Raw genomic sequence first — 22042 nt, 5'->3', positions numbered from 1 at the left:
GGAGGCTTTTCGCATTGGTTAGACCTAAGAAATATATCTGTCTTACTAATTGGATAATAGTGCTAGGAAGAATAAGAGTTTTTTGGTAATATATATGAATAAACATATTTTTTTCTAGGAGGAACTTGCAATTATGATTATTAGTAAATCTACCGCAAGAGAAGTTGGCAACAAAATTGACAAGGTGTTAGGTGAAATCAAGGATGTTCAAGCGAACATTGACCGTTCTTCAGACAAAATCGACAATGAATTGAATTCTTGTTCACGCGAATTAATTAACGCTCAAACTACATTGACTGAAATTCAGCCACAAGTTGATATGTTGCTAGCGCAAGTTGGCCAAGATGCGCCACCTCATGTAAAAGCGATGTTAGAAAGCGTAGCTATGGGTATTACTGGTAAAGTGCAAAATGCATTAAATAACTTAGCCGAAGTTCAACGCAACGTAAAAGATGTTGATAAATTAACGGATGAAATTGATTCTTTTACTGACGGTGTTAACAAAAAAATTACTGAAATTGATGAGTTAACAGATAAGCTACAAGGATAGGGGGAACGCCAGATGAATTCATATATGGGTGGAGGCCGCACGAATTGGAATAACAATCAGCGAGTTGCCGATTCAGTAGACCACACTGCTTCTCAAATCACTTTAGCTTGTGACATGATTACAAATGCTGGAATTAATTTCGAAGGTATTCAACAAGAATTGATGATGCTTGCGAATCAGCCAAGCCCACCAGAACCTTCGCAATTGATTAGCATAGCAAATCGCATTCAAACAACGAAGCGTCAAATTGATGATTCTGTACAAAAAGTGAAAGAATTTGCACGTAACATTGATTCTAAAACAGATGAAATTCAGAATCGTGGCGGTTGGTAAGGTGATTTGAATATTTGTTGTAAGTTAAAATCAACAATTAAACTGTGATGCAGTGAATAAATTAAGCATTATAAGTAAAACAGCCCTCTTTTGTTTGAGGGCTGTTTTGTATTTTTATGTCGATCTCATGATAAAAATGAAAAGCGAAGAATTTCATTTTGTATTCAGATAAAGTATCTATTCATCTTGTAAAAGCTTTAATATATCTCTACCAATTTGTCCAGGATTTATTGTCAATATATTGGATCGATAATTGGATAGAACAACGACCCCTGTTTGCTGTGCTTTATCAAACCCCAAATAACTAGAGAAGCCTTTTGTTGAACCGTTATGCCAAATAATACCGTCCTCAAGAAGCCATCCTAAACCAATACTTAAATCTTTTGAAATAGTTTCAGTAGCTTGGTGTGTGAATGTATAACCTAAATTTTCATCGCTTAAATGAGCTTTCATAAATTTTAATAGATCATCAACCGTTGAACGGATTGCCCCTGCTGCCATAAAGTTATTCATGTGGAGAGGAGGCTTTTTATGCCCTCGGATACCATATCCTTGTAATATCGCCTCCTTTTTATCGGGAGGGATAGAAATAAATGTACTTTGTAATTCTAAAGGATCTGTTAATCTTTGTTTGATAGCTGTTTCAAAATCAGTATGTAGCGTATTGGCTAAAATATTCCCTAAAAGCCCCATGCCTACATTTGAATATCTAAACTTAACTTTTGGCTCATTTGTATGTGTTTTAAAATAATGTATCGTCTCGTCCAGTGAATATTGGCAAAAAGGATCACGAGGTGTTTGAGTGTCAAAAAGATTGTAAATATTCTTAAGCACACCTATACCTGGCAGACCTGATGTATGATTTGCTAGACGTTTTAGCGTCACGGGGTGATGATCAGGGAGTGCAGAAAAATAGTTGCCGATAGAATCTTCTAAATGAACTTTCCCTTCCTGAAGCATTTCACCTAAGATTGACGTAGTAAAAACTTTAGAAATGGACCCAACCTCATATATATAAGGCTTTTCTTCTAGCATAAAATTAGAGCCATTGAAAGTAAAAGTAGCTTCTTTGTTTTGATCAATAATGCCGATGGATAAAGCAACATTTGGGCGAGTTTTTATAAAGGGATAAGCAATTTTAAATATGTCCTTTTTTAAATCATATAAATCCACAATAATACCTCCATTACAAACGTTTATTTTTCTGTTGATCTGGAATAATAGAATGTAATTTCAAAAATATGGCTCACCACCATAACGTGTGGTTGATTTCCGTTCCGACTGGGCACTTTGTTGTTGCTGCCGCTACGTTAGCACTACGCTTTCGCACAGATAAAACAATGTTGCTGTCGTTGCACTTTCGCACAGATAAAACAATGTTGCTGTCGTTGCACTTTCGCACAGATAAAACAATGTTGCTGTCGTTGCACTTTCGCACAGATAAAACAATGTTGCTGTCGTTGCACTTTCGCACAGATAAAACAATGTTGCTGTCGTTGCACTTTCGCACAGATAAAACAATGTTGCTGTCGTTGCACTTTCGCACAGATAAAACAATGTTGCTGTCGCTTCGCTTTCGCACAGATAAAACCCAGTTGCTGAAGCTACGTTAGCACTACGCTTTCGCACAGAAAACACAGGGTCTCGGGCCTACACGATGTAGGTCACGAAGGCGTTATCACAGGACGTGATGCTCTTAGTCTTCGTTCCTCTATCGCTGATCCCCAAGGAGTCGCCCAGTCTCCACTTCAATCAACTTATATACATAGCATCTGTTTTAATAAATGTCATGTGATGAGCTAAGAATATGTAGTATAAATGAAACAAATCCTCTTTATTAGGTTAGCAAGCTTCATTTCCACTTGCTTCTGAAAACAAAGAATCCTCGTGTATCTAACTCGATAAGCACTTCTCTGCAATCTTTTTATCAATCTCTTTACTAAGATGTACTAGTTCTTTATCCATTTATTTTACCACTAAAATAATCAATACATTTAATTATAAAAATGGAATAACAATAATGCAATTATCTGGAATGTGAGGTTGAGGGTTATTTTTCGATTTATGAATAAAAATTCAATAATTCGTATTTTAGTCACATTTCAAGAAAGATTTCTAATTTTTGAAAATAAACATAAAAATTCAGTTGATTTTATATTTATGCATGCTATACTTGATTCAACAGTAACGAAATAAGGAGCGAATGCTATGAAATTACTCGAGGAAGTACAGTTAAAGTTAGTGTCTAGCTTAAAGGGTAAAGACCTACTAACCTTGCTAGACTATACAAGTGAAGAAGTTCAACAGTTAGTTGAGTTAGCAACACAGCTGAAAATAATTACAAAAGAAGAGAAATGTCCGAAGCTGCTAGAAGGTAAGACGCTCGGCATGATTTTTGAAAAACATTCAACTCGTACTCGTATTTCATTTGAAGTAGGCATGAATCAATTAGGTGGAAAAGGTATGTTTATGCATGCGTGTGATTTACAAATTGGTCGTGGTGAATCGATTTATGATACAGCACATGTGTTATCAGGCTATTTAGATGGTATTATGATTCGTGCAAATTCTCATGCTATGGTGAAAGAGCTTGCAGAGCATGCATCTATACCTGTTATTAATGGACTAACGGATATTTATCACCCATGCCAAGCTTTAGCTGATTTAGAAACAATCGCTGAACATAAAGGGGAACTAAAGGGACTTAAAATTGCCTATGTTGGAGATGGCAACAATGTGGCGCACTCATTAGTGGTAGCTTCTGCACATGTAGGAATGAACGTGGCAGTGGCAACACCAGTTGGCTATGAATGTGATGCAGAGGTGATCGCAAAAGCTCAGGCTATCGCGGCAGCAAATGGTAGTACTATTACAATCACAAATGATCCTGTAGAAGCAGTTTTACATGCGGACGTAGTGTACGCTGATGTATGGACGTCAATGGGGCAAGAAGAGGAAACGGCAAAACGTCTAGAAGACTTTGCAGGTTACCAAATTAATGATGAACTTGTTGCATACGCAAAGCCGAATTACATGTTCCTGCACTGTTTACCAGCGCATCGTGAAGAAGAAGTAGCGTCGTCTGTTATTGATGGCCCAAATTCCTACATCTTTGAGCAAGCAGAAAATAGACTTCATGCACAAAAAGCAGTGCTAGCCTCAATTCTAGCTTAATGCAATAATAGCGCATTTCGAGTAAGGACTGACATAAAGCATTCTGCTTCTCAGTTTGAGAAGTACTATATAGATAGAGTTCATATTGGCAACAGGGGGTGCCAATGTGAATAACATAACAGTGGTTGCAGACAGAGGGATGTAAGCCACATGCGATGTATGTTATCAAGGTGGATGACCACATCGCTACATAATAAAGTAACCTGGGAGACGCTAGGTTGCTTTTTTTCTTGTTTAGCGGGTATTCATTTGATGATCTAAACAAAGGAACCGGTTGATATTCCAACGGGTTCCTTTGTTTAAAAGTGATCATAAGTTTACATGCTGAAAATCTTCCCTGGATTCATAATATTATGTGGGTCAAGTGCTGCCTTAATGCTTTTCATCACCAATAGAGATGTTCCGTGCTCTGTAGACTGATATTTCATTTTTCCAATACCAACACCATGTTCACCGGTACAAGTGCCACCACGTAGTAGAGCGTATTGGACAATATGTTCATTGAAGCGGTCGGCTTTTGCTTGTTCCTCAGCATCATTTGGATCTAACATTAACAGGGCATGGAAGTTACCGTCTCCAACATGACCTACAATTCCGCCTGCAAGACCAACTTGCTCAAGCTGTTCACGAGCATATAAAACAGAATCAGCAAGCATAGATATGGGCACACAAACGTCAGTCGACATAAGCTTTTTCCCCGGATAGGCATGGATATATGCATAGGCCAATGAATGGCGTGCCTCCCAGAGCTTATTACGTGCTGCATTGTCTTGTTCAAATTCAACAGAAAGGCAACCAAAGTCCTCAAAAATTTCACTAGCAAATTCTATATCAGCATGCATACCTGCTTCATTTCCGTGAAATTCTAAAAATAGTGTTGGTTTTTCATTATAGGATGTTTCATTATAAATATTAGCTTGTTTGATAGAGGCTTCATCGACCAGTTCAACACGACCAATTGAAATACCCGCCTGCAACAATGCGGTTACTGCACTGACAGCATCGCCAACTGTCGCAAAAACTGCGCGTCCTGCAGTGACAAATTCGGGTATACCATAAACTTGTAAAGTTAATTCTGTAAAGCAACCTAGTGTACCCTCAGAGCCAATGAAAAGACCATTCAGGTGATAACCAGAAGACGATTTTGCTGCTAAGCTACCGGTATGAATGACTGTGCCATCTGCGAGTACAACCTCTAAATCTCGTACTTGATCGCGCATCACTCCATAGCGCACTGCTGTTGTTCCGCTGGCATTTGTCGCTGCCATGCCACCAAGTGTAGCATCAGCACCAGGATCAACAGTGAATTGAAGCCCATGTTTTTTTAATTCTTTATTCAATTGGGCACGTGTTACACCTGGTTGTACTTTTACTAGCAGGTCATCTGGTCGAATTTCTAAAATAGTATTCATTTCAGAGAAATCGATAGAAATGCCATTTGCAATAGGAATTGCATTTCCTTCCAAGCTTGAGCCAACACCGAAAGGTACGACGGGTACACGTTCCACATGCGCAATTTTTAAGATGGCACTGACATCGGCCGTGGAACGAGGAAAGACAACGATATCTGGTAAGCTTATTGAATGATGAGATTCGTCCCTTCCATGTAGCTGTCGCACTGTTTCGTTTGTTGACACCTGTTCTTCAGTTAAAACCTCTTTTAGTTGATTTACTATTAATTCTACAGCAACAGTCATTCCAACCCCTCCAAATTTTCTGATAAATAAAACTTTATCACGCATTTATTGGAAATGGAATGAACTGTCTATAAAAAATTAGTGAGCAAAGACTTTTTCTAGTTTTTGAACAAATGCATCCTGCTCAGCAGGACTAGACTGCTGCCACCATTTTTCAAAAAACACACCAAGCCCTGGCAGTAGATGCTCTTCACCACGGCTAATAGCATCCTCGACAATATCCTTAAATTCGGCCGCAGATTGACCATGTACGTTTGTCGTAATCGCATCTCTTATTTGAAAATTCATCTATTTCGCCTCCTTAGTAGTAATCTGTCCAACCTTTTTAGAAATATGTATAGAAATCCAGTAAAAACATTTGATTTCTGAAATATCGTACTGTTATCGTGTATAAATATTAATTATGGTTTATAAAAACTCTCTAGTCATACCGTCAAAATGGCCGTTCGACATACTCGTAGTATAATAATTAAGATAGAGGTACCTAGGAATAATGGACTGTGCATAGTCGACAGGAAAATAGGATGACAACACAGCGTAATAAGCAAAAGCTATCACCTGAACAACCTTTTGAAGAAGTATTGGAATTTGTCCAGCCGATGATCACATCGATTTTAGTAAAGTGCCGAATTTACAAGGACTTTGAATATTATCGTCATATAGCATCTATAGCTGTTTGGGAGGCTTGGCGCAAAGCGGACCCTTCAAAAGGGCAGTTTTCTGCTTATATTTATACATGCGTCAAAGGAGAAATTTTAAAAGAACTTTCAAAGGAGAGGCTATTTCTAAAGAATTATACACCTATGGACCATGAAACGATAAATTATGTTCGTGATTATGAAATAAGTAAGAGAAATCCCGTTCATACAGAATGTATTATGTCCTGTTTAAAAAAAGAAGAAAGAAAAATATTACTACTTTTTTATGTAGAAGGTTATAGTTACTTGGAAATAGCTAAAGAACTAGGTTTATCTGTAGATGCAGTTAAAAAAAGACGCACAAGAATAATGATTAAACTGCGTGAACTGTTATCTTCTAGAGAAGAATAGAGCGATAAAACATCAAAAGTATGCTAATATCAAAATGGGAAATGAATATTGGCATACTTTCGTTTTGGCATAAAAATGTTATGATTTGTAAGAAATTAATAAAAAGGCTTATCACCATCATGTAGAGGTGATTTCCGTGGAATGTGTAGTCATATACATATTTTGATGAAGAGCCTCCTTTAAATAGATAAAATTACCTATTTAAAGATAGATATTGGGTATGGAGGGTTTTTGTTGGAGAAATGGTTGAATCAATTAGAGCTAGAAAAGAAAGAGGTTTGGTATCTAGTATTGCCATTATTGCTAGTTATACCACTATTAGGTATAAGTGATTGGATATTCGATATTTTTAAGGAAGAAAGCTACATATGCTTGAATTTGATTATACAAATACTAATTATTGTTTGTACGATGGCAATCGCTATTCAATCTTGGCTCGTTTTTCCACACTTATTATCAAATCAAATATTATACATAGGTAATTTATTTTTTATCATCGCCTTATTGGAAATAGTGAGCTTAGTTATTACTCAAAATCCAATAGCAGAAACACAATATATGGATATGCTTTTACATATAATAATGAGATTGTGCTTATCAATCGGTTTTCTCTTTATTATTTTAAAGCCCAAAAAACACTTAAAGATGAATGATCGTTTTTATACATATGGAAGTTCCTTACTATTTGTATTGTTGAGTTTTGTATTAGTATATTTCTCTTCAAAATATTTCTTGCTTGAAGAACAATTGTTGAATAAAGTTAATACTATTGTTCATTTGTTGTCTGCTGTCTTACAAGGTACAACGATCGTGATTTTAAGTAAGTATATAAAACAGTTGCCAAAACGAGAAATATGGCTAAATAGCGCTGCAATTTATTTAATTATTAGTGATATTTTCTTTGTTTTCATTAAAGATAGGGAATCTATTTGGGGTTTTTCAGCACTTATTTATCAATTTTTTGCATTCTACTTTTTCCTAAAAGCACTATATTATACATCGGTCGAAAAACCGTATCGGCAATTATTAAAGATAAAGCAAGACCTTGAGTATTCGCAGCAGGAGCTACGCTTTCAAGCTTTTCATGATGATATTACAGGGCTCCCGAATGAACATCTATTATTAAAAACCTTAAAAGAGGATTTACATGCCAATAACCATCAAAAAGCAATCATTGCAATTGAGATTGATCGCCTTGTAGCCATCCGCTCGTCTATAGGTATTAGCTATTCCAATGAAATGATGAAGCTCGTGGCTGAGAGAATACAAGCTATATTACCACCTTATTATTATGCAACCAAGCTTCGTGAGGGGCAGTTTATTATTTATATTGATCAAGTAACAACGAGTGAAGAGCTATTACAATTTTGCTGTAACTTGAAGAATGCTATGAAAAAACCGTTACAAGTGCAATTATTTTCTCTCAACGGAAATCTTAATTTTGGAATTGCCCTGCATGATGAGGATTGCTCAGGTGAAGAACTTTTAATGCATGCTCAGTTAGCAATGCGAGAAGCGAGTCAAATGCCTCAAAGATTTCTTTTCTATAAGCCATATATGTCAAATGGCATTGCTGACCGTATATTAATTGAGCAAGAGCTTCATAGGGCATTAGCTAATGAAGAGTTTTATTTGGATTTTCAGCCTCAGGTAAATTTAAAAACTAGTAAGATTGAATCGGTCGAAGCGCTAGTACGGTGGCGTCATCCAACACGTGGGTTTGTTTCACCGGGGTTGTTTATCCCGATTGCAGAAGAATCTGGACTAATTATTCCATTGGGGAAATGGATTTTAGAGACAGCATGCTCTCAAGCGAAGACATGGGAGAAGCAAGGTCTACCACCCATGAAGGTTGCTGTTAATTTATCTCTTGGGCAATTATTCCAACAAGATTTAGTGCAAATGGTACAAGAAATTTTACAGCGTACAAATTTAGAGCCAAAATATTTACAATTAGAAATTACGGAAAGTATGACGATGAATATCGATCAAATGACACAGCTACTGCATGAATTAAAGGCAATTGGTATCCAAATTGCTGTGGATGACTTTGGAACAGGGTATTCGTCGCTGTCGTATCTTAAAGATTTTCCAATTGATTGCTTAAAAATTGACCGGGCGTTCGTTCGAAATATTCAGCATAATCCAAATGATGAAGCACTCGTAGCTATGATTTTATCAATGGCGAAGCATTTGCGATTAAAGGTTGTTGCCGAAGGAATTGAAGAAGTCGAGCAGCTTGCTTTCTTAATTGAGGGTGATTGCGATTATATTCAGGGCTATTTATTTAGTAAGCCAATTTCTGCTGAACAAATTGCGAATAACTACAAAAAGTTACACATTCAAGCAAGTGATATTTTAACAGGGCTGAAATATGAAGAGGATTACATCATTTAAAGTTGAAATTTTCATATCATCTGCTCTACTTCCGTTTAATGGATTTATATATTGGCAATTGTATTTTTCAAAAAGAAAAAATCTGCTTACTTCACACATTGTAAGTAAGCAGATTTTTATTATGAGGTTTTAATGCGCGAGGTATTCTTCCTTTAATTCTCCTACGTCTACTTCGGAACGTTCCTCTAAAGAGCGACGTAAATGAACAGTTGCTGTTTTACCATCATCATGAAGCTTGTCAATCCAGACGGATACGCCATTATAGCTTACTTCATATTCTGATGGAGAGGCGACAATTTCTTGTGCACGTTTATAATCCACTTGTTGTACCCCTTATTTTTTTGTCTTTTTTTCTTTAGTAACTGAATTAATAAGTTCCATAAACTCTTGAGAAAATTCTTCACTAACTTTGTTTGGCGCTATTTTTTGATTTTTTGGTGTTTGAGGCAATGACCCTTTGTTGGCGCTTTGCCCTTGCTTATTGTCTCTTCCCATGTTTAGTTTCTCCTTTCGCTTTGATATTTCTTAATATGGCTTTCAATTGATTTTTTATAATGGGAAAAACTAGGGAAAAATAAGGGTTTAATGTAGACATGTCTAAATCATTTTGTGTTAATAGAAAATCCTTAACTGCGTATACTAAGCTAACTTTTATAATTGGCTTTTGATGTAGCCAATATCATCTCTAACTTTTGATGATGAGTCGAATTTATAAAGAAAACTTTTTGATGGTAAAATCATTATTTAATAGTGCCCAATTTTGTGGGAAAGGAAAACCTAGTGCCCAATAACTAATACCTCGGAGATTATATTGCTTCACCATGTCAAACTTAGCTTGTGCACTTCTAGCATCTTCAAACCATACCTCATGATTTCTACCTTGTTCGTCAACATAACGAAAATAAGGTGATTGTGCGACCCTATCATATTGTATGATTGCGCCATATTTTACAGCTCTGTTTATGGCTTCTTGAGAACTGAATGTTTCTGCTTCTTGCCCTTTAACATGTGGCAGAAGCCAATCGCGAGCATAAATTTGAAAACCTAAAAATATTTTGTCAGCAGGCATTACTGATAAAGCATATTCTACAACTTTTCTCATTTCATTAATGGGTGAAATAGCTTGTGGCGGACCAAGTCGATAGCCCCACTCATATGTCATTAAAATTACAAAATCTGCAATTCTTCCGTGTGCCTCATAATCATGTGCCTCATATAATGTTCCTGTCTGAGTTGCGCTCGTCTTTGGTGCAAGTGCCGTTGAGACTAGGAATCCTTTTGGGTGAAGACGGTCAACAGCTAACTGAAGAAAGTCATTGTAATTTTCCCGATCTGCTGGAAGAACATTTTCAAAATCAATATTTAATACTTTATAGCCTTTTTCTTCCATCACTTGCAGGGCATTGTTGATGACCTTTTCCTGTAATGCTGCACTAGATAAAATAACATGCGCTAAGTTGGATCCTGCTTCTGTGGAAGAGAAATTCGTCAGGGTTAACATAGGTGTAATGTTTTTGGCAATAGCTGCATCAAGCATTTCTTTATCTTCTACAGGCTGTAAAGATCCATCCTCCTTAATCATGTAAGCAAATGGGCTAAAATAAGTAAGAAGATGACCGATTGCGTTAATCGAACGAACAGCTTCTTCAGGCTTTTGATACGTATAAGCATTTACTTCAATGGAAGGCTTAGCTCTTGGGATAATCAAACGTGTGCCAGCATAAATCATATTTGGGTTTGTGATTCCATTTTCCACAACGATTGCTTGAACGGTCGTACCGTATTGATTGGCAATTTGCGATAGTGTCTCTCCTGGCTGCACGATATGTGTAATAGGTGGAATAACGAGCTTAGTTCCAGGTGTTAAAACATCTGGATTTGTTAAATGATTTTCTGTGATAATTGATTGAATAGGCACACTATATTGTTGAGCAATTGACCATAAAGTGTCGCCCCTTTTTACAGTATGAGTTGTATAAGGAGAGGGGATCACGAGTGATTGTCCGATGACTAATTGGTTTGGATGAGATAATGCGTTTAATTGGATAATGGAATTGATAGGTACGGAATAGTGGTTTGCAATTTGCCAAAGGGTTTCACCAGCGCTCACCACATGAATAATCATTAGAACACCTCCTAGGTAGTTTCAATATAGCATCATATGTATGAATATAGAGAATGAGCATTTATCTTTAATTTTTAAGCGATAAAAATTTCAATCTTCATATTCTTTCCAAGTGATAAGCATAGGATAAAACATATGCATTGCATCATTTGAGAGAGGAGCTGTATTTTGAAGAAAGTAAAGCTTACAGGAAGAATCGTTAACCCTAAAGATCCGGACTATAAGCAAGCAAGAACAAATAATAACTTAAATGATCCCAAATTTCCGAGTATCATTGTATTTTGTCGACATAAGAAAGACGTTATCAACGCATTAAGATGGGCGAGAGAAAATAATGAACCATTTCGAATCAGAAGTGGGAGACATAACTATGAAAATTATTCAATATTAAATGAAGGTCTTGTTATAGATGTTAGTGATATGAATGAAATAACAATTAACCAGCAAGATATGACAGCGAAAATCGAAGCAGGTGCTAATTTAGGAAAAGTATATCGGGTATTATGGGAAAATGGTTTTACAATCCCGGCAGGAACTGAAGGGAGTGTAGGGGTTGTTGGTTTGACGCTTGGTGGGGGAATTGGCATGCTATCGCGTTCATTTGGGCTAACATGTGACAATTTACTGGAACTAGAAATGGTTGTTGCAAGTGGCCATGAAGGGGCTGAAGTAATCCGAGCTGACAAGCAGAAAAATAGTGATTTATTTTGGGCAAGTTGTGGCGGGGGCGGTGGGAATTTTGGCATCGTTACAGCTCTTACATTTAAACTGTATCCTATTTCTAACGTATCGATTTTCTCCATTACATGGGGATGGGAAGATTTTGAACGAGCCTTTGACGCATGGCAAAAATGGGCACCTTATACAGATGAACGCTTGACCTCACAAATTGAGCTTAAATCTAAGCAAGTGGGTGAAATTGTTGCTCAAGGTGAGTTTATAGGTACAGCATCTGAGTTAAAGAAACTACTCCGTCCATTGAGGAAAACAGGGTCACCAACGAATATATGGATAAAGGAAGTACCGTATATTAAAGCTGTAGAATTTTTCGACTTACCGAGCGGCAATAAACCAGCCCTTCGTAAAAGGTCAGGATCCTTTATTGAAAGGCCATTCCCTCATGTTGCCATTGTACAAATGAAAGAATTTTTATCTAACGCTCCAAATAGAAATACGACTATTTGGCAGCAATCTCTTAGAGGTGCGGTAAGTCAAATTGCGTCAAGCCGAACAGCTTATTATTATAGAAATGCTTTAATTGCTCAGGAGTATATTACCTCATGGGAAAAGGCTAAAGAAGAAGAAAAAAATATTCAGTGGGTCGAGAATTTAAGACGGACTTTGTCACCTTTCACTGTTGGAGATTATGTGAATTTCCCTGATCGTTATATAAAAGATTGGCCAACTGCCTATTATGGTCGTAATCTTAGAATGCTTAGAGAAGTAAAGGGAAAATACGATCCGTTTAATGTATTTCATTTTCCTCAAAGTATTCCGCCAAATAAAAAATGGCTTTAGATGAGAGTCTATAAAAGAAAAAGCAGAATGCAGAGGGGTAACAAACATTGTTGCCCTTTTCTCCTACATTAACTGCTCATAAAGGAGCGATTGGTAAAGACTACTAATGGGATGAAGAACCCCTGCTGATTAAAGTTTCATGCTATCCCTACAATTTTTCGGCAAGTATTTTATTGATTGCTGGAATATCAGCGGGAGCAAAATTAAGATTTAGAAGTTCATTTCGAGGAACCCATCTAATTTCAGCATGTTCTAGCATGACCGGCTCTCCCTTTATAATCGACGCTTTAAATGTTTCTAAGCGTACTATAAATTTTTCGTATTCATAAATGGTATCCTCAACTTTTTCCCCAACTTGTATAGAACAATTAAATTCCTCTAATATTTCACGAGATAAAGCTTGTTCTGGCGTTTCCCCCTCTTCGATTTTACCACCAGGGAATTCCCAATAATTTGCTAGTACCATATTAGGATTTCTTAACGCACAAAAAATTTCATGCTTATCATTTTCAATAATGGCACCTACAACATGTACATTTTTTTTCATATTTATCATCCTTAAGTTTATTTATGTATTCATGGAATCAGTAAGAAGGTAAGGTCAGTTATTACCTATCACAAAAAAATGAGCAATTGTTCCGTTTTCCTAAAATATTGGCTCGTCACCATAACGTGTGGTTGATTTCCGTTCCGACTGGGCGCTTTGTGCTGTCGCTTCGCTTTCGCACAGATAAAACATTTGTTGCTGTCGCTTCGCTTTCGCACAGAGCAGAGCTTCCTGGGGGCGTCCGATGAGCCGCTTTTGTTGTTGCTGCCGCTTCGCTTTCGCACAGATAAAACATTTGTTGCTGACGCTTCGCTTTCGCACAGATAAAACATTTGTTGCTGACGCTTCGCTTTCGCACAGATAAAACATTTGTTGCTGACGCTTCGCTTTCGCACAGATAAAACATTTGTTGCTGACGCTTCGCTTTCGCACAGATAAAACATTTGTTGCTGACGCTTCGCTTTCGCACAGATAAAACATTTGTTGCTGACGCTTCGCTTTCGCACAGATAAAACATTTGTTGCTGACGCTTCGCTTTCGCACAGATAAAACATTTGTTGCTGACGCTTCGCTTTCGCACAGATAAAACATTTGTTGCTGACGCTTCGCTTTCGCACAGATAAAACATTTGCTGCCGCTACGTTAACACTACGCTTTCGCACAGAAAACATTCGCTGCAGGGTCTCGGGGCAACAGGATGTTGGTCACGAAGGCGTTATCACAGGACGTGATGCTCTTAGCCTTCGTTCCTCTATCGCTGATCCCCAAGAAGTCGCCCAGCTTCCACTCCAATCAACTAATACATTGTAAATGTTTAAACAAATGTCATCCACAACTTTTGGTGATGAGTCAAACTATTGAAAATTATAACGTGTATCTCGGTGATGGACATAACTTTATAATGGTTTTCGTATAACTATGTAATTTGTCGTTTTCTACTGTATAATAATGAACAGTAAATAGGAAAAAGGCGGTACGAGGTACGATGAAAAGAATTGAATCTACGCAAAATGCGTTAGTGAAATATTGGAAGAAGCTAGCGACAACACGTAAAGAGCGTGAAAGATCTGGAGAATTCCTAGTAGAGGGATTCCATTTGGTAGAGGAAGCATTAAAAAATAACGAGCAGGTGCTGCAGCTAATCGTACGTGAAGGTGTAGAATTGCCAATGCTTTGGCCTATTGATAGTGTAGCCATCGTTGAAGTAACAGCAGCTGTTGCCAAGGAGTTTGCTGAAACGGAGACGTCTCAAGGTGTATTTGCAGTTTGTAAGCAGCCTTTGGTAGACGAAGATGTAATGGCTTCGTGGCGCAAGGTGCTACTAATTGATGCGGTCCAAGATCCAGGAAATATTGGAACGATGATTCGTACAGCGGATGCAGCTGGTTTGGATGCAGTCATACTCGGCAAGGGCTGTGCGGATTTATATAATCCTAAAACACTTCGATCTGCGCAAGGCTCGCATTTCCATATTCCTGTCCTTCGTGGCGATTTAGAGGAATGGATTGAGCAGTTACAGGATAATGGCGTACCAGTATTTGGAACGGCTTTAGATGAGGATGCAGTTGTCTATAGTGATATTGAGCATACGGGTGCATTCGCAATAATGATGGGGAATGAAGGTAGTGGCATTCATCCACAATTACTTTCGATGACAGATCAAAATATTATTATTCCAATTTTGGGGCAAGCGGAGTCTCTAAATGTAGCAGTAGCAACAGGAATTGTTTTATATGGATTTGTGAAGTAATTAATCAATCAATCAAAGCAATTACACCTGTAATTTAAAAAATATGGTGAAATCGTTAAAATTGCCGTTCATTACCATAGTGTGTGGTTGATTTCCGTTCCGACTGGGCGCTTTGTTGCTGTCGCTTCGCTTTCGCACAGATAAAACATTGTTGCTGTCGCTTCGCTTTCGCACAGAGCAAAGCTTCCTGGGGGCGCCTGATGAGCCGATTCACTCGCGTTGCTCGCTCCGGGGTCTCATTTGTGACGCTGATTCCCAAGGAGTCGCCCAGTCTCCACTCCAATCAACTTATATGTGGCATAAAATTTAACAAATGTCATCCACAACTTTTGGTGAGGAGCCTAAAATTACCGATAGAACCATCGATATCGATGGCAATAGGCACATGGCTCTTGATTTGAATTGGTATAGTATTGTATAATCACATGTAAAATGTAAGCTTGAATACAAAAATGCTTTGACCGGGAAGTAGTAAAGATTGTGAATGGACGACAGGGAGCGTAGGCCGAAGATTGAGAGCTAGCGCCGTACCAATGCAGTTTTGAATTCATCCTGCGAGCAGCTACCGGGACCAGCAACAGGCTGTAAAGGTAAGCCGGCTTTAATCTAGTCGTTATGTCAATGAAGTGATTGCTTGGAGTTTACCATGCAATAACTAGGGTGGTACCGCGAAAATGTCCTCGTCCCTTTTTTAGGGGCGAGTTTTTTTATGCCATCAAAGTAGCGGATGTCACGAATTTTCATATGAATAGAGGATGTTAGCCTAAAACCTTCGCATCCTGCGAAAACGGCTAACTGACCTGCATCGGTAAAAACGCCACGTCCTGTGGCATTACCGAAATGACCGACATCGTGTCGGCCCTCGTGCAGGCCTGGGCACAATTCAAAATCCGAAAGCGTTGTTTATCTGTAGCGAGATCAAAGCGACAGCGGCAAATGTTTTCTGCGCGACAGCGGCAATTACGCTAAGGCGAAATTGATTTTATCAAGGAGGGTATATACATGGAAGAGCAATTAAAGCAGTTAGAGCAAGAAGCACTTGCTAAAATTGAAGTGGCAGCAAATTTAAAAGAGTTAAATGATGTGCGAGTAGCGTATCTAGGAAAGAAAGGACCTATCACAGATTTATTAAAAGGGATGGGTAAATTATCAGCAGAAGAACGCCCGAAAATGGGTGCATTAGTGAACACAGTTCGTGAAAATGTAACGGCTGTGTTAGAGGCTAAAGTGACTGTACTAGAAGAAGCGGCAATTGCTGAAAAATTAGCAAGTGAGTCGATTGATGTCACTTTACCTGGCCGTGAAATTAAGGTTGGAAATCGTCATCCACTAACGCGCGTTATTGAAGAAATTGAAGATTTATTTATCGGTATGGGCTATGAAATTGCAGAAGGTCCTGAAGTAGAGAAGGATTACTATAACTTCGAAGCACTGAACTTGCCGAAGGGACACCCTGCTCGTGATATGCAGGATTCGTTCTATATTTCCGAGGAAATATTATTGCGTACACATACATCTCCAGTGCAAGCTCGCACAATGGAAGCGAAAAAAGGTGAATCTATACGCATTATTTGTCCAGGGAAAGTATTCCGTCGTGACAACGATGATGCCACACACTCACATCAATTTATGCAAATTGAAGGGTTAGTTATTGGCGAAAATATTCGAATGAGTGACCTTAAAGGTACATTAGATACTCTAGCGAAAAAAATGTTTGGTGATGACCGTGAAATTCGTTTGCGTCCGAGCTTCTTCCCATTCACTGAGCCGTCTGTTGAAATGGATATTTCTTGCTTCAAATGTGGTGGTTCAGGATGTAACGTATGTAAAGGCACAGGCTGGATTGAAATTTTAGGTGCAGGAATGGTACATCCAAATGTACTTGAAATGGCTGGCTATGATCCGAAGAAAGTTTCAGGTTTTGCATTCGGTATCGGTGCAGAACGTATCGCAATGTTGAAATATGGTGTCGACGATATTCGTCATTTCTATACAAGTGACACCCGTTTCTTATCACAATTCGAGCGAACAGAGGCGTAAGGGGGATAAAAAATGTTAGTATCATTAGAATGGTTAAAAGATTATGTAAACACACAGGACTTAGCACCTGAACAGTTAGCTGAAAAAATTACGCGCTCTGGGATTGAGGTAGATGCAGTAATTGATCGTGCTAACGGAATGGATAAAGTTGTAGTCGGCTATGTCGTATCAAAAGAGAAGCATCCTGAAGCGGATAAATTAAATATTTGCCAAGTGGATGTAGGTGAAACTGAGCCACAACAAATTATTTGTGGTGCTCCAAACGTCGATGCTGGTCAAAAAGTTATTGTGGCTCGTCCAGGTGCACATTTACCAGGTGGCATTAAAATAAAAAAGGCAAAACTTCGTGGACATGAATCAAACGGTATGATTTGTTCATTGCAAGAGTTAGGGATCGAAGGAAAACTTGTTGCTAAAGCATATTCTGAAGGTATTTATGTACTTCCTGCTGATGCTGAAGTCGGCTCGGATGCCCTTGCTATTTTAGGTCTACGTGACACAGTATTAGAACTTGGTTTAACGCCAAACCGCTCAGATGCACTGTCAATGTTAGGCGTGGCGTATGAAGTCGGTGCAATTTTTTCAGAGGAAGTAAAGTATCCAGAAATTTCTTATAGCACATCTTCTGAAAAAGCTGAAGACATGTTAAAACTTCGAGTAGAAGATTTACAAGCAAATCCAATGTATGTTGCAAAAGTTGTGAAAAACGTAAAAATTACAGAATCACCAATGTGGCTACAAAATCGTCTAATGGCAGCAGGGGTACGCCCGCACAACAATGTTGTCGATGTAACGAACTATATTTTAATGGAATATGGTCAACCGCTTCACGCCTTTGACTACGATAGCCTAGCGACTGGCGAAATCGTGGTTCGTAAAGCAACAGAGGGTGAAAAAATCACGACATTAGATGACCAAGAACGTACATTAAAAGCGACAGATTTAGTTATTACAAATGGTAAAGAGCCAGTAGCTATCGCAGGTGTAATGGGTGGTTCAAATTCTGAAGTAACTGAATCTACTACAACGGTTGTTATTGAATCTGCTTACTTCGACGGCTTAACTGTACGCCAAACATCACGTCATCTTGGGCTCCGTTCAGATGCTTCAGCTCGTTTTGAAAAGGGTGTTGACCCTAACCGTGTGTTACCGGCTGCAGAACGTGCTGCTGCACTACTAGCTGAATTAGCTGGTGGTGAAGTGTTAGAAGGAACATGCATCGTGGATGAACTTGATAAATCACCAGCACGTGTTGTGGTCTCTCCAGATTTTATCAATGAACGTTTAGGTATGAAAATTTCATTAGAAGATATGCTGTCTATTTTAGAGCGTCTTAAATTTGGTGTAGAAGCTGCAAATGGTCTATTGATCGTTGATGCCCCAACACGTCGTCAAGATATTAAAATTGAAGAAGATATCGTAGAGGAAATTGCTCGTCTATACGGTTATGATGAAATTCCAATGACATTACCAGAAGGAGCAAACCAGGTAGGTCGTCTAACACCATACCAAGCAAATCGTCGCGTAGCGCGCAATTTCATGGAGGGTGCAGGTCTTTACCAAGCTGTAACGTACTCATTAACATCTGAAGCGTTGTCACAACGTTTTGCATTGAAAGCGGAGCCTGTAACACGTTTACTAATGCCGATGAGTGAGGAACGTTCAACACTGCGTCAAAGTCTTCTACCGCATTTAATTGAAGCGGCTGCTTATAATGTTGCGCGTAAGGCTGAAACTGTAGCATTGTATGAAGTCGGTTCAGTTTTCCTCGGTCAATCAGAAGAAGGGCAACCATATGAGGAAGAGCATGTGGCAGCAGTTTTAACAGGAAAATGGCTAGATCACGCTTGGCAGGGCGAGAAAAAAGCGGTAGATTTCTTCGTTTTAAAAGGAATCGTAGAAGGTGTTATCGGTAAGCTAGGTTTAGAGGATCGTATATCATTTGTGAAAGCTGAAGTAGATGGTTTACACCCAGGACGTACAGCTAGCATTCTTTTAGATGGTGAACAAGTCGGCATTATCGGCGGCTTACATCCAGCAGAACAAAAAACATGGGGTGTAAAAGACACATATGTAATGGAAATGAACCTAGTAGCATTATTAAATGCTACAGCCAAAGAAGCACCTCTTGCCTATACGCCAGTGCCTCGTTTCCCAGCTATGTCTCGTGATATTGCACTTATCATGGATCGTACAACAACGGCTGGAGAAGTTATTACGGCTATTCGTTCAGCAGGTGTGAAATTATTGAAAGATGTTCGTGTATTCGACGTATATGAAGGTGAAAAAATGGAAGCTGGTAAAAAATCAGTTGCATTCTCCCTAACATACTTCGATCCAGAGCGTACATTAACAGACGAAGAGGTTGTTGCAGCACATAATAAGGTGTTAAAAGCCATTGCAACAATTGAAGGTACAGAAGTACGCTAATTTAATTACTACTTGCAAGCTGTCTCGTAATGAGGCAGCTTTTGTTTAATTGGGTAACTTCATAAATCTATTACATAGATAATCCGAACTAAAGTATGAATGAAAGAGGGCACGAGAGAGTAGATATTCTTCGTGTTTTTCTATATTTGTTTTGATAATTGCTAGAAATAACAAAAAAATGATAATTATTATTTAATTATTATTTATTTTGTGTATAGTAGAACTTGGATAGAAAATTTTACTACGGGGTGATAGTTATTTTGAAAAATCATCGAAAGCAAAGAAGCCTTTCCGTAAGAACACGATTAATATGGGCGTTCACATTAATACTTTTAATCCCTAGCATTGCTATTGGTACGTTTTCATATATGAAGGCGTCCGACCAATATCAACAGGAGTTAAGTAATAGCTCACGCAAAAATGTAAAATTATTAAATACATTAATTTCAGATGAGATATCACCTATACTTAGCGATACGGAGTATTTAGCTAATTTTTTTAATAAGAATGTGCAAGATGCAGAAGCTTTAAAGGAATTAGAAAAATATAATGCATTACATAGCAATGTTTCTGTTGTTAATTTAGCGATTGAAGGGCATAAATTTTTACGTGAGCCGTACGTTAAACCTACAGCAGATTATAATCCATTTACCCGACCATGGTACTTAAAGGCTATAGAATCGCCAGGCAAGGGAGTAATGGTTGATCCTTATAAATCAACTATTACAGGGGAATTAATACTAGCCGTTTCAGCTGGATTACAGGATCAGTCAGGAGTTATTTCTATTGGCCTAAATTTAGAGGGAATTTCCGATCTTGTGAAAACAGTGGAAATTGGTGATAATGGCTACGCCTCATTAGTAAATGCCAATAATCTTATTATTGCCGATCCACAGGCAGAGGTAGGATCAGAGCTCAAAAAGTCCTATATAGAAAAGATGCAAGGAAAAGAAGAGGGTAGCTTTTTCATTGAGGAAGATGGAAAAGAGTATCAAGTATTCTTCACTACCAATAAACTAACAGGTTGGAAAATTATTGGCACAATGGATTTAGCAGATGTAGCAACTGTCACAAAACCAATATTAATAAACACAATAACGGTTATTGTCATAGCTCTTATCATATTTGGAATCATTGGTGCTGTCATTATTAGAACAATCATTCGACCTCTAAATGAGCTGTCTACAGTAGCTGAGCAGGTAGGGAATGGTGATTTGCGCAATCTCATCGAAGTTAAAACACAAGATGAGATAGGTAAGTTGGCGAATATATTCAATAAAATGATTCAATCCTTACGTGAAGTAGTTGGTAACATTGGTGAGGAATCCAATCAGTTGGCTGCATCATCGGAGCAACTGACTGCAAGTACTACAGAAAATAAACGAGCTACATCGCAAATCGTTGATTCCATTCAAACATTTGCCGAGACGGTTGATATACAAGCAGAAACTATTAATGACAGTAACAGTTCTGTACTAGAAATGTCATCATCCATTCAGCGTATTTCGGTAAAAGCAGATGCTGTTAATGAGATGTCAAATAAAGCTATGGATGCTGTTTTGAGTGGTGATGAGACTATTCAAACGGCCGTTCAACAAATGACTATGATTCAAAATACTGTACTAACCCTTGAAAAGACAGTGCAAACATTAGACAAGCGTTCTCACGAAATTGAAGACATTGTGGAGGCCATCACTCAAATTGCTGAACAAACTAACTTATTAGCTTTAAACGCAGCAATTGAAGCTGCCCGTGCGGGTGAGCAAGGTAAAGGCTTTGCAGTAGTCGCTGACGAAGTGCGAAAGCTAGCTGAACAATCTGCACAGTCTACACTACAAATTAAGGAAATTATTTCAAGGATTCAAGCAGATACAGAACTGGCTGTTGAATCAATGGCTGCAGGTTCAGCAGAGGTCGTGAAGGGTATTGATATAACAAATATGGCAGGAAAGTCGTTTGAAGAGATTCGTACGAATGTACAAAGTGTAACCTATGAAATAGGACAAATTTCGGAGGCATCTAAAGTCATTTCTCAACATGCCAATCAAGTGGCAATTGGGATTGAAACGGTGCTTGAGCAAACAAATGAAAATACAGCAAGTGCACAAAATATTTCCGCTGCAACAGAGGAACAGCTTGCATCTATGGAAGAAATTGCAGCATCAGCTGAAGCGCTTGCTGACATGTCTGAAAATCTTCAACGGACGATTCAACAGTTTAAATATTAAGCTAGAACAAAAGACTTCAAAAATGATCATAATAAATTTTTGATACAAAGAATTTCGCTAACTACAGTCGAGGGCAAGTCGTATAAACTTGTAATCAGCTGAAGTATAGCGAAATTTTTTTATATAAGATCAAATTTATCTCAAATTAACTGCTCGTAAAAGTAAGACAAATAATCAGTGGAGAATAAAAGAAAAATTTTAATT

20 protein-coding genes and 1 pseudogene are annotated in these 22042 nt (G+C 38.2%); 11 read left to right on the top strand and 10 right to left on the bottom strand.

Features of this window, described 5'->3' with window-relative positions; all coding sequences use genetic code 11:
* Nucleotides 1–133: 133 nt before the first annotated feature.
* Together AB9L17_RS18580 and AB9L17_RS18575 are read left to right on the top strand one after the other, a co-directional pair.
* Entirely contained in the window at nucleotides 134–550 is a 417-nt protein-coding gene (locus tag AB9L17_RS18580) for a hypothetical protein (protein ID WP_068983945.1), read from the top strand.
* A gap of 12 nt (nucleotides 551–562) precedes the next feature.
* Nucleotides 563–883 carry a hypothetical protein gene (locus tag AB9L17_RS18575; RefSeq protein ID WP_068983944.1) on the top strand — a complete coding sequence of 107 codons (321 nt, stop codon included), beginning with the start codon at nucleotides 563–565 and terminating at the stop codon, nucleotides 881–883.
* A gap of 177 nt (nucleotides 884–1060) precedes the next feature.
* On the opposite strand, the gene AB9L17_RS18570 is transcribed toward AB9L17_RS18575, so the two are convergent.
* Complete coding sequence (locus AB9L17_RS18570; protein ID WP_068983943.1) at nucleotides 1061–2056, bottom strand: serine hydrolase domain-containing protein; 996 nt, start codon at nucleotides 2054–2056, stop codon at nucleotides 1061–1063.
* 132 nt (nucleotides 2057–2188) lie between these two features.
* Complete coding sequence (locus AB9L17_RS18565; protein ID WP_375199615.1) at nucleotides 2189–2521, bottom strand: hypothetical protein; 333 nt, start codon at nucleotides 2519–2521, stop codon at nucleotides 2189–2191.
* A gap of 570 nt (nucleotides 2522–3091) precedes the next feature.
* Between AB9L17_RS18565 and argF the strand changes: the two genes are divergently transcribed.
* Nucleotides 3092–4057, top strand: coding sequence for an ornithine carbamoyltransferase (argF, locus tag AB9L17_RS18560; RefSeq protein ID WP_375199614.1), 966 nt, complete (start codon nucleotides 3092–3094; stop codon nucleotides 4055–4057).
* A 317-nt stretch (nucleotides 4058–4374) separates the two neighbouring features.
* On the opposite strand, the gene AB9L17_RS18555 is transcribed toward argF, so the two are convergent.
* Together AB9L17_RS18555 and sspI are read right to left on the bottom strand one after the other, a co-directional pair.
* Nucleotides 4375–5754, bottom strand: a complete 1380-nt coding sequence (locus tag AB9L17_RS18555; RefSeq protein ID WP_068983941.1) for an FAD-binding oxidoreductase — start codon at nucleotides 5752–5754, stop codon at nucleotides 4375–4377.
* 78 nt (nucleotides 5755–5832) lie between these two features.
* Nucleotides 5833–6042 carry a small acid-soluble spore protein SspI gene (gene sspI / locus AB9L17_RS18550; RefSeq protein WP_068983940.1) on the bottom strand — a complete coding sequence of 70 codons (210 nt, stop codon included), beginning with the start codon at nucleotides 6040–6042 and terminating at the stop codon, nucleotides 5833–5835.
* A gap of 236 nt (nucleotides 6043–6278) precedes the next feature.
* Between sspI and AB9L17_RS18545 the strand changes: the two genes are divergently transcribed.
* Nucleotides 6279–6803: a sigma-70 family RNA polymerase sigma factor gene (locus tag AB9L17_RS18545; RefSeq protein WP_068983939.1), complete on the top strand. Its 525-nt coding sequence runs from the start codon at nucleotides 6279–6281 to the stop codon at nucleotides 6801–6803.
* A 234-nt stretch (nucleotides 6804–7037) separates the two neighbouring features.
* A complete protein-coding gene (locus tag AB9L17_RS18540; protein WP_375199613.1) occupies nucleotides 7038–9200 on the top strand; it encodes a bifunctional diguanylate cyclase/phosphodiesterase in 2163 nt (720 codons plus the stop codon).
* Between the two features lie 129 nt (nucleotides 9201–9329).
* Here AB9L17_RS18540 and AB9L17_RS18535 read toward each other — a convergent pair whose 3' ends face one another.
* The 3 genes from AB9L17_RS18535 to AB9L17_RS18525 all read right to left on the bottom strand — a co-directional run bounded on the left by AB9L17_RS18535 (nucleotide 9330) and on the right by AB9L17_RS18525 (nucleotide 11325).
* Nucleotides 9330–9521: an H-type small acid-soluble spore protein gene (locus AB9L17_RS18535; RefSeq protein ID WP_068983938.1), complete on the bottom strand. Its 192-nt coding sequence runs from the start codon at nucleotides 9519–9521 to the stop codon at nucleotides 9330–9332.
* Between the two features lie 12 nt (nucleotides 9522–9533).
* Nucleotides 9534–9695 carry a YfhD family protein gene (locus AB9L17_RS18530; protein ID WP_175401697.1) on the bottom strand — a complete coding sequence of 54 codons (162 nt, stop codon included), beginning with the start codon at nucleotides 9693–9695 and terminating at the stop codon, nucleotides 9534–9536.
* Nucleotides 9696–9909: 214 nt separating this feature from the next.
* On the bottom strand, nucleotides 9910–11325 hold the full coding sequence (locus AB9L17_RS18525; protein ID WP_068983937.1) for a LysM peptidoglycan-binding domain-containing protein: 1416 nt from the start codon (nucleotides 11323–11325) through the stop codon (nucleotides 9910–9912).
* 168 nt (nucleotides 11326–11493) lie between these two features.
* Here AB9L17_RS18525 and AB9L17_RS18520 point away from each other — a divergent pair, with 168 nt between their 5' ends.
* Nucleotides 11494–12843 (top strand): FAD-binding oxidoreductase, encoded by a 1350-nt coding sequence (locus tag AB9L17_RS18520; RefSeq protein WP_375199612.1) that lies wholly within the window; start codon nucleotides 11494–11496, stop codon nucleotides 12841–12843.
* Between the two features lie 148 nt (nucleotides 12844–12991).
* Here the strand turns inward: AB9L17_RS18520 and AB9L17_RS18515 are convergent, their stop codons facing one another.
* Together AB9L17_RS18515 and AB9L17_RS18510 are read right to left on the bottom strand one after the other, a co-directional pair.
* Nucleotides 12992–13390, bottom strand: coding sequence for a (deoxy)nucleoside triphosphate pyrophosphohydrolase (locus AB9L17_RS18515; RefSeq protein WP_068983935.1), 399 nt, complete (start codon nucleotides 13388–13390; stop codon nucleotides 12992–12994).
* Nucleotides 13391–13505: 115 nt separating this feature from the next.
* Complete coding sequence (locus AB9L17_RS18510) at nucleotides 13506–14018, bottom strand: hypothetical protein (RefSeq protein ID WP_375199611.1); 513 nt, start codon at nucleotides 14016–14018, stop codon at nucleotides 13506–13508.
* 357 nt (nucleotides 14019–14375) lie between these two features.
* On the opposite strand from AB9L17_RS18510, the gene AB9L17_RS18505 reads away from it, so the two are divergent.
* Nucleotides 14376–15140 (top strand): TrmH family RNA methyltransferase, encoded by a 765-nt coding sequence (locus AB9L17_RS18505; RefSeq protein ID WP_068983934.1) that lies wholly within the window; start codon nucleotides 14376–14378, stop codon nucleotides 15138–15140.
* A gap of 55 nt (nucleotides 15141–15195) precedes the next feature.
* Here AB9L17_RS18505 and AB9L17_RS18500 read toward each other — a convergent pair whose 3' ends face one another.
* Entirely contained in the window at nucleotides 15196–15399 is a 204-nt protein-coding gene (locus AB9L17_RS18500) for a hypothetical protein (protein WP_375199610.1), read from the bottom strand.
* Between the two features lie 743 nt (nucleotides 15400–16142).
* Here AB9L17_RS18500 and pheS point away from each other — a divergent pair.
* From pheS to AB9L17_RS18480, 4 genes and pseudogenes are all read left to right on the top strand, one after another.
* A complete protein-coding gene (gene pheS, locus AB9L17_RS18495) occupies nucleotides 16143–17180 on the top strand; it encodes a phenylalanine--tRNA ligase subunit alpha (protein ID WP_068983933.1) in 1038 nt (345 codons plus the stop codon).
* Between the two features lie 12 nt (nucleotides 17181–17192).
* Nucleotides 17193–19610 (top strand): phenylalanine--tRNA ligase subunit beta, encoded by a 2418-nt coding sequence (gene pheT, locus AB9L17_RS18490; protein WP_375199609.1) that lies wholly within the window; start codon nucleotides 17193–17195, stop codon nucleotides 19608–19610.
* Nucleotides 19611–19978: 368 nt separating this feature from the next.
* A pseudogene (locus AB9L17_RS18485) lies at nucleotides 19979–20899 on the top strand (HAMP domain-containing protein); the annotation flags it as partial.
* Nucleotides 20891–21838, top strand: coding sequence for a methyl-accepting chemotaxis protein (locus AB9L17_RS18480; RefSeq protein ID WP_375200814.1), 948 nt, complete (start codon nucleotides 20891–20893; stop codon nucleotides 21836–21838). The pseudogene AB9L17_RS18485 and the gene AB9L17_RS18480, both read left to right, overlap by 9 nt.
* Nucleotides 21839–22042 lie beyond the last annotated feature (204 nt).

The organism is Lysinibacillus sp. RS11, from assembly GCF_042019215.1.
Lineage (GTDB): Bacteria > Bacillota > Bacilli > Bacillales_A > Planococcaceae > Lysinibacillus > Lysinibacillus xylanilyticus_A.
Note: the sequence above shows the minus strand (reverse complement) of the source record. Positions and strands in the feature narration are given on the sequence as shown.

Bases quoted from the DNA above. Each gene is read 5' to 3' on its own strand.
- AB9L17_RS18580 (WP_068983945.1), top strand. From the start codon at position 134: ATGATTATTAGTAAATCTACCGCAAGAGAAGTTGGCAACAAAATTGAC.
- AB9L17_RS18575 (WP_068983944.1), top strand. From the start codon at position 563: ATGAATTCATATATGGGTGGAGGCCGCACGAATTGGAATAACAATCAG.
- argF (WP_375199614.1), top strand. From the start codon at position 3,092: ATGAAATTACTCGAGGAAGTACAGTTAAAGTTAGTGTCTAGCTTAAAG.
- AB9L17_RS18555 (WP_068983941.1), bottom strand. From the start codon at position 5,754: ATGACTGTTGCTGTAGAATTAATAGTAAATCAACTAAAAGAGGTTTTA.
- sspI (WP_068983940.1), bottom strand. From the start codon at position 6,042: ATGAATTTTCAAATAAGAGATGCGATTACGACAAACGTACATGGTCAA.
- AB9L17_RS18545 (WP_068983939.1), top strand. From the start codon at position 6,279: ATGACAACACAGCGTAATAAGCAAAAGCTATCACCTGAACAACCTTTT.
- AB9L17_RS18530 (WP_175401697.1), bottom strand. From the start codon at position 9,695: ATGGGAAGAGACAATAAGCAAGGGCAAAGCGCCAACAAAGGGTCATTG.
- AB9L17_RS18525 (WP_068983937.1), bottom strand. From the start codon at position 11,325: ATGATTATTCATGTGGTGAGCGCTGGTGAAACCCTTTGGCAAATTGCA.
- AB9L17_RS18515 (WP_068983935.1), bottom strand. From the start codon at position 13,390: ATGAAAAAAAATGTACATGTTGTAGGTGCCATTATTGAAAATGATAAG.
- AB9L17_RS18510 (WP_375199611.1), bottom strand. From the start codon at position 14,018: ATGTTTTATCTGTGCGAAAGCGAAGCGTCAGCAACAAATGTTTTATCT.
- AB9L17_RS18505 (WP_068983934.1), top strand. From the start codon at position 14,376: ATGAAAAGAATTGAATCTACGCAAAATGCGTTAGTGAAATATTGGAAG.
- pheS (WP_068983933.1), top strand. From the start codon at position 16,143: ATGGAAGAGCAATTAAAGCAGTTAGAGCAAGAAGCACTTGCTAAAATT.
- pheT (WP_375199609.1), top strand. From the start codon at position 17,193: ATGTTAGTATCATTAGAATGGTTAAAAGATTATGTAAACACACAGGAC.
- AB9L17_RS18480 (WP_375200814.1), top strand. From the start codon at position 20,891: ATGATTCAATCCTTACGTGAAGTAGTTGGTAACATTGGTGAGGAATCC.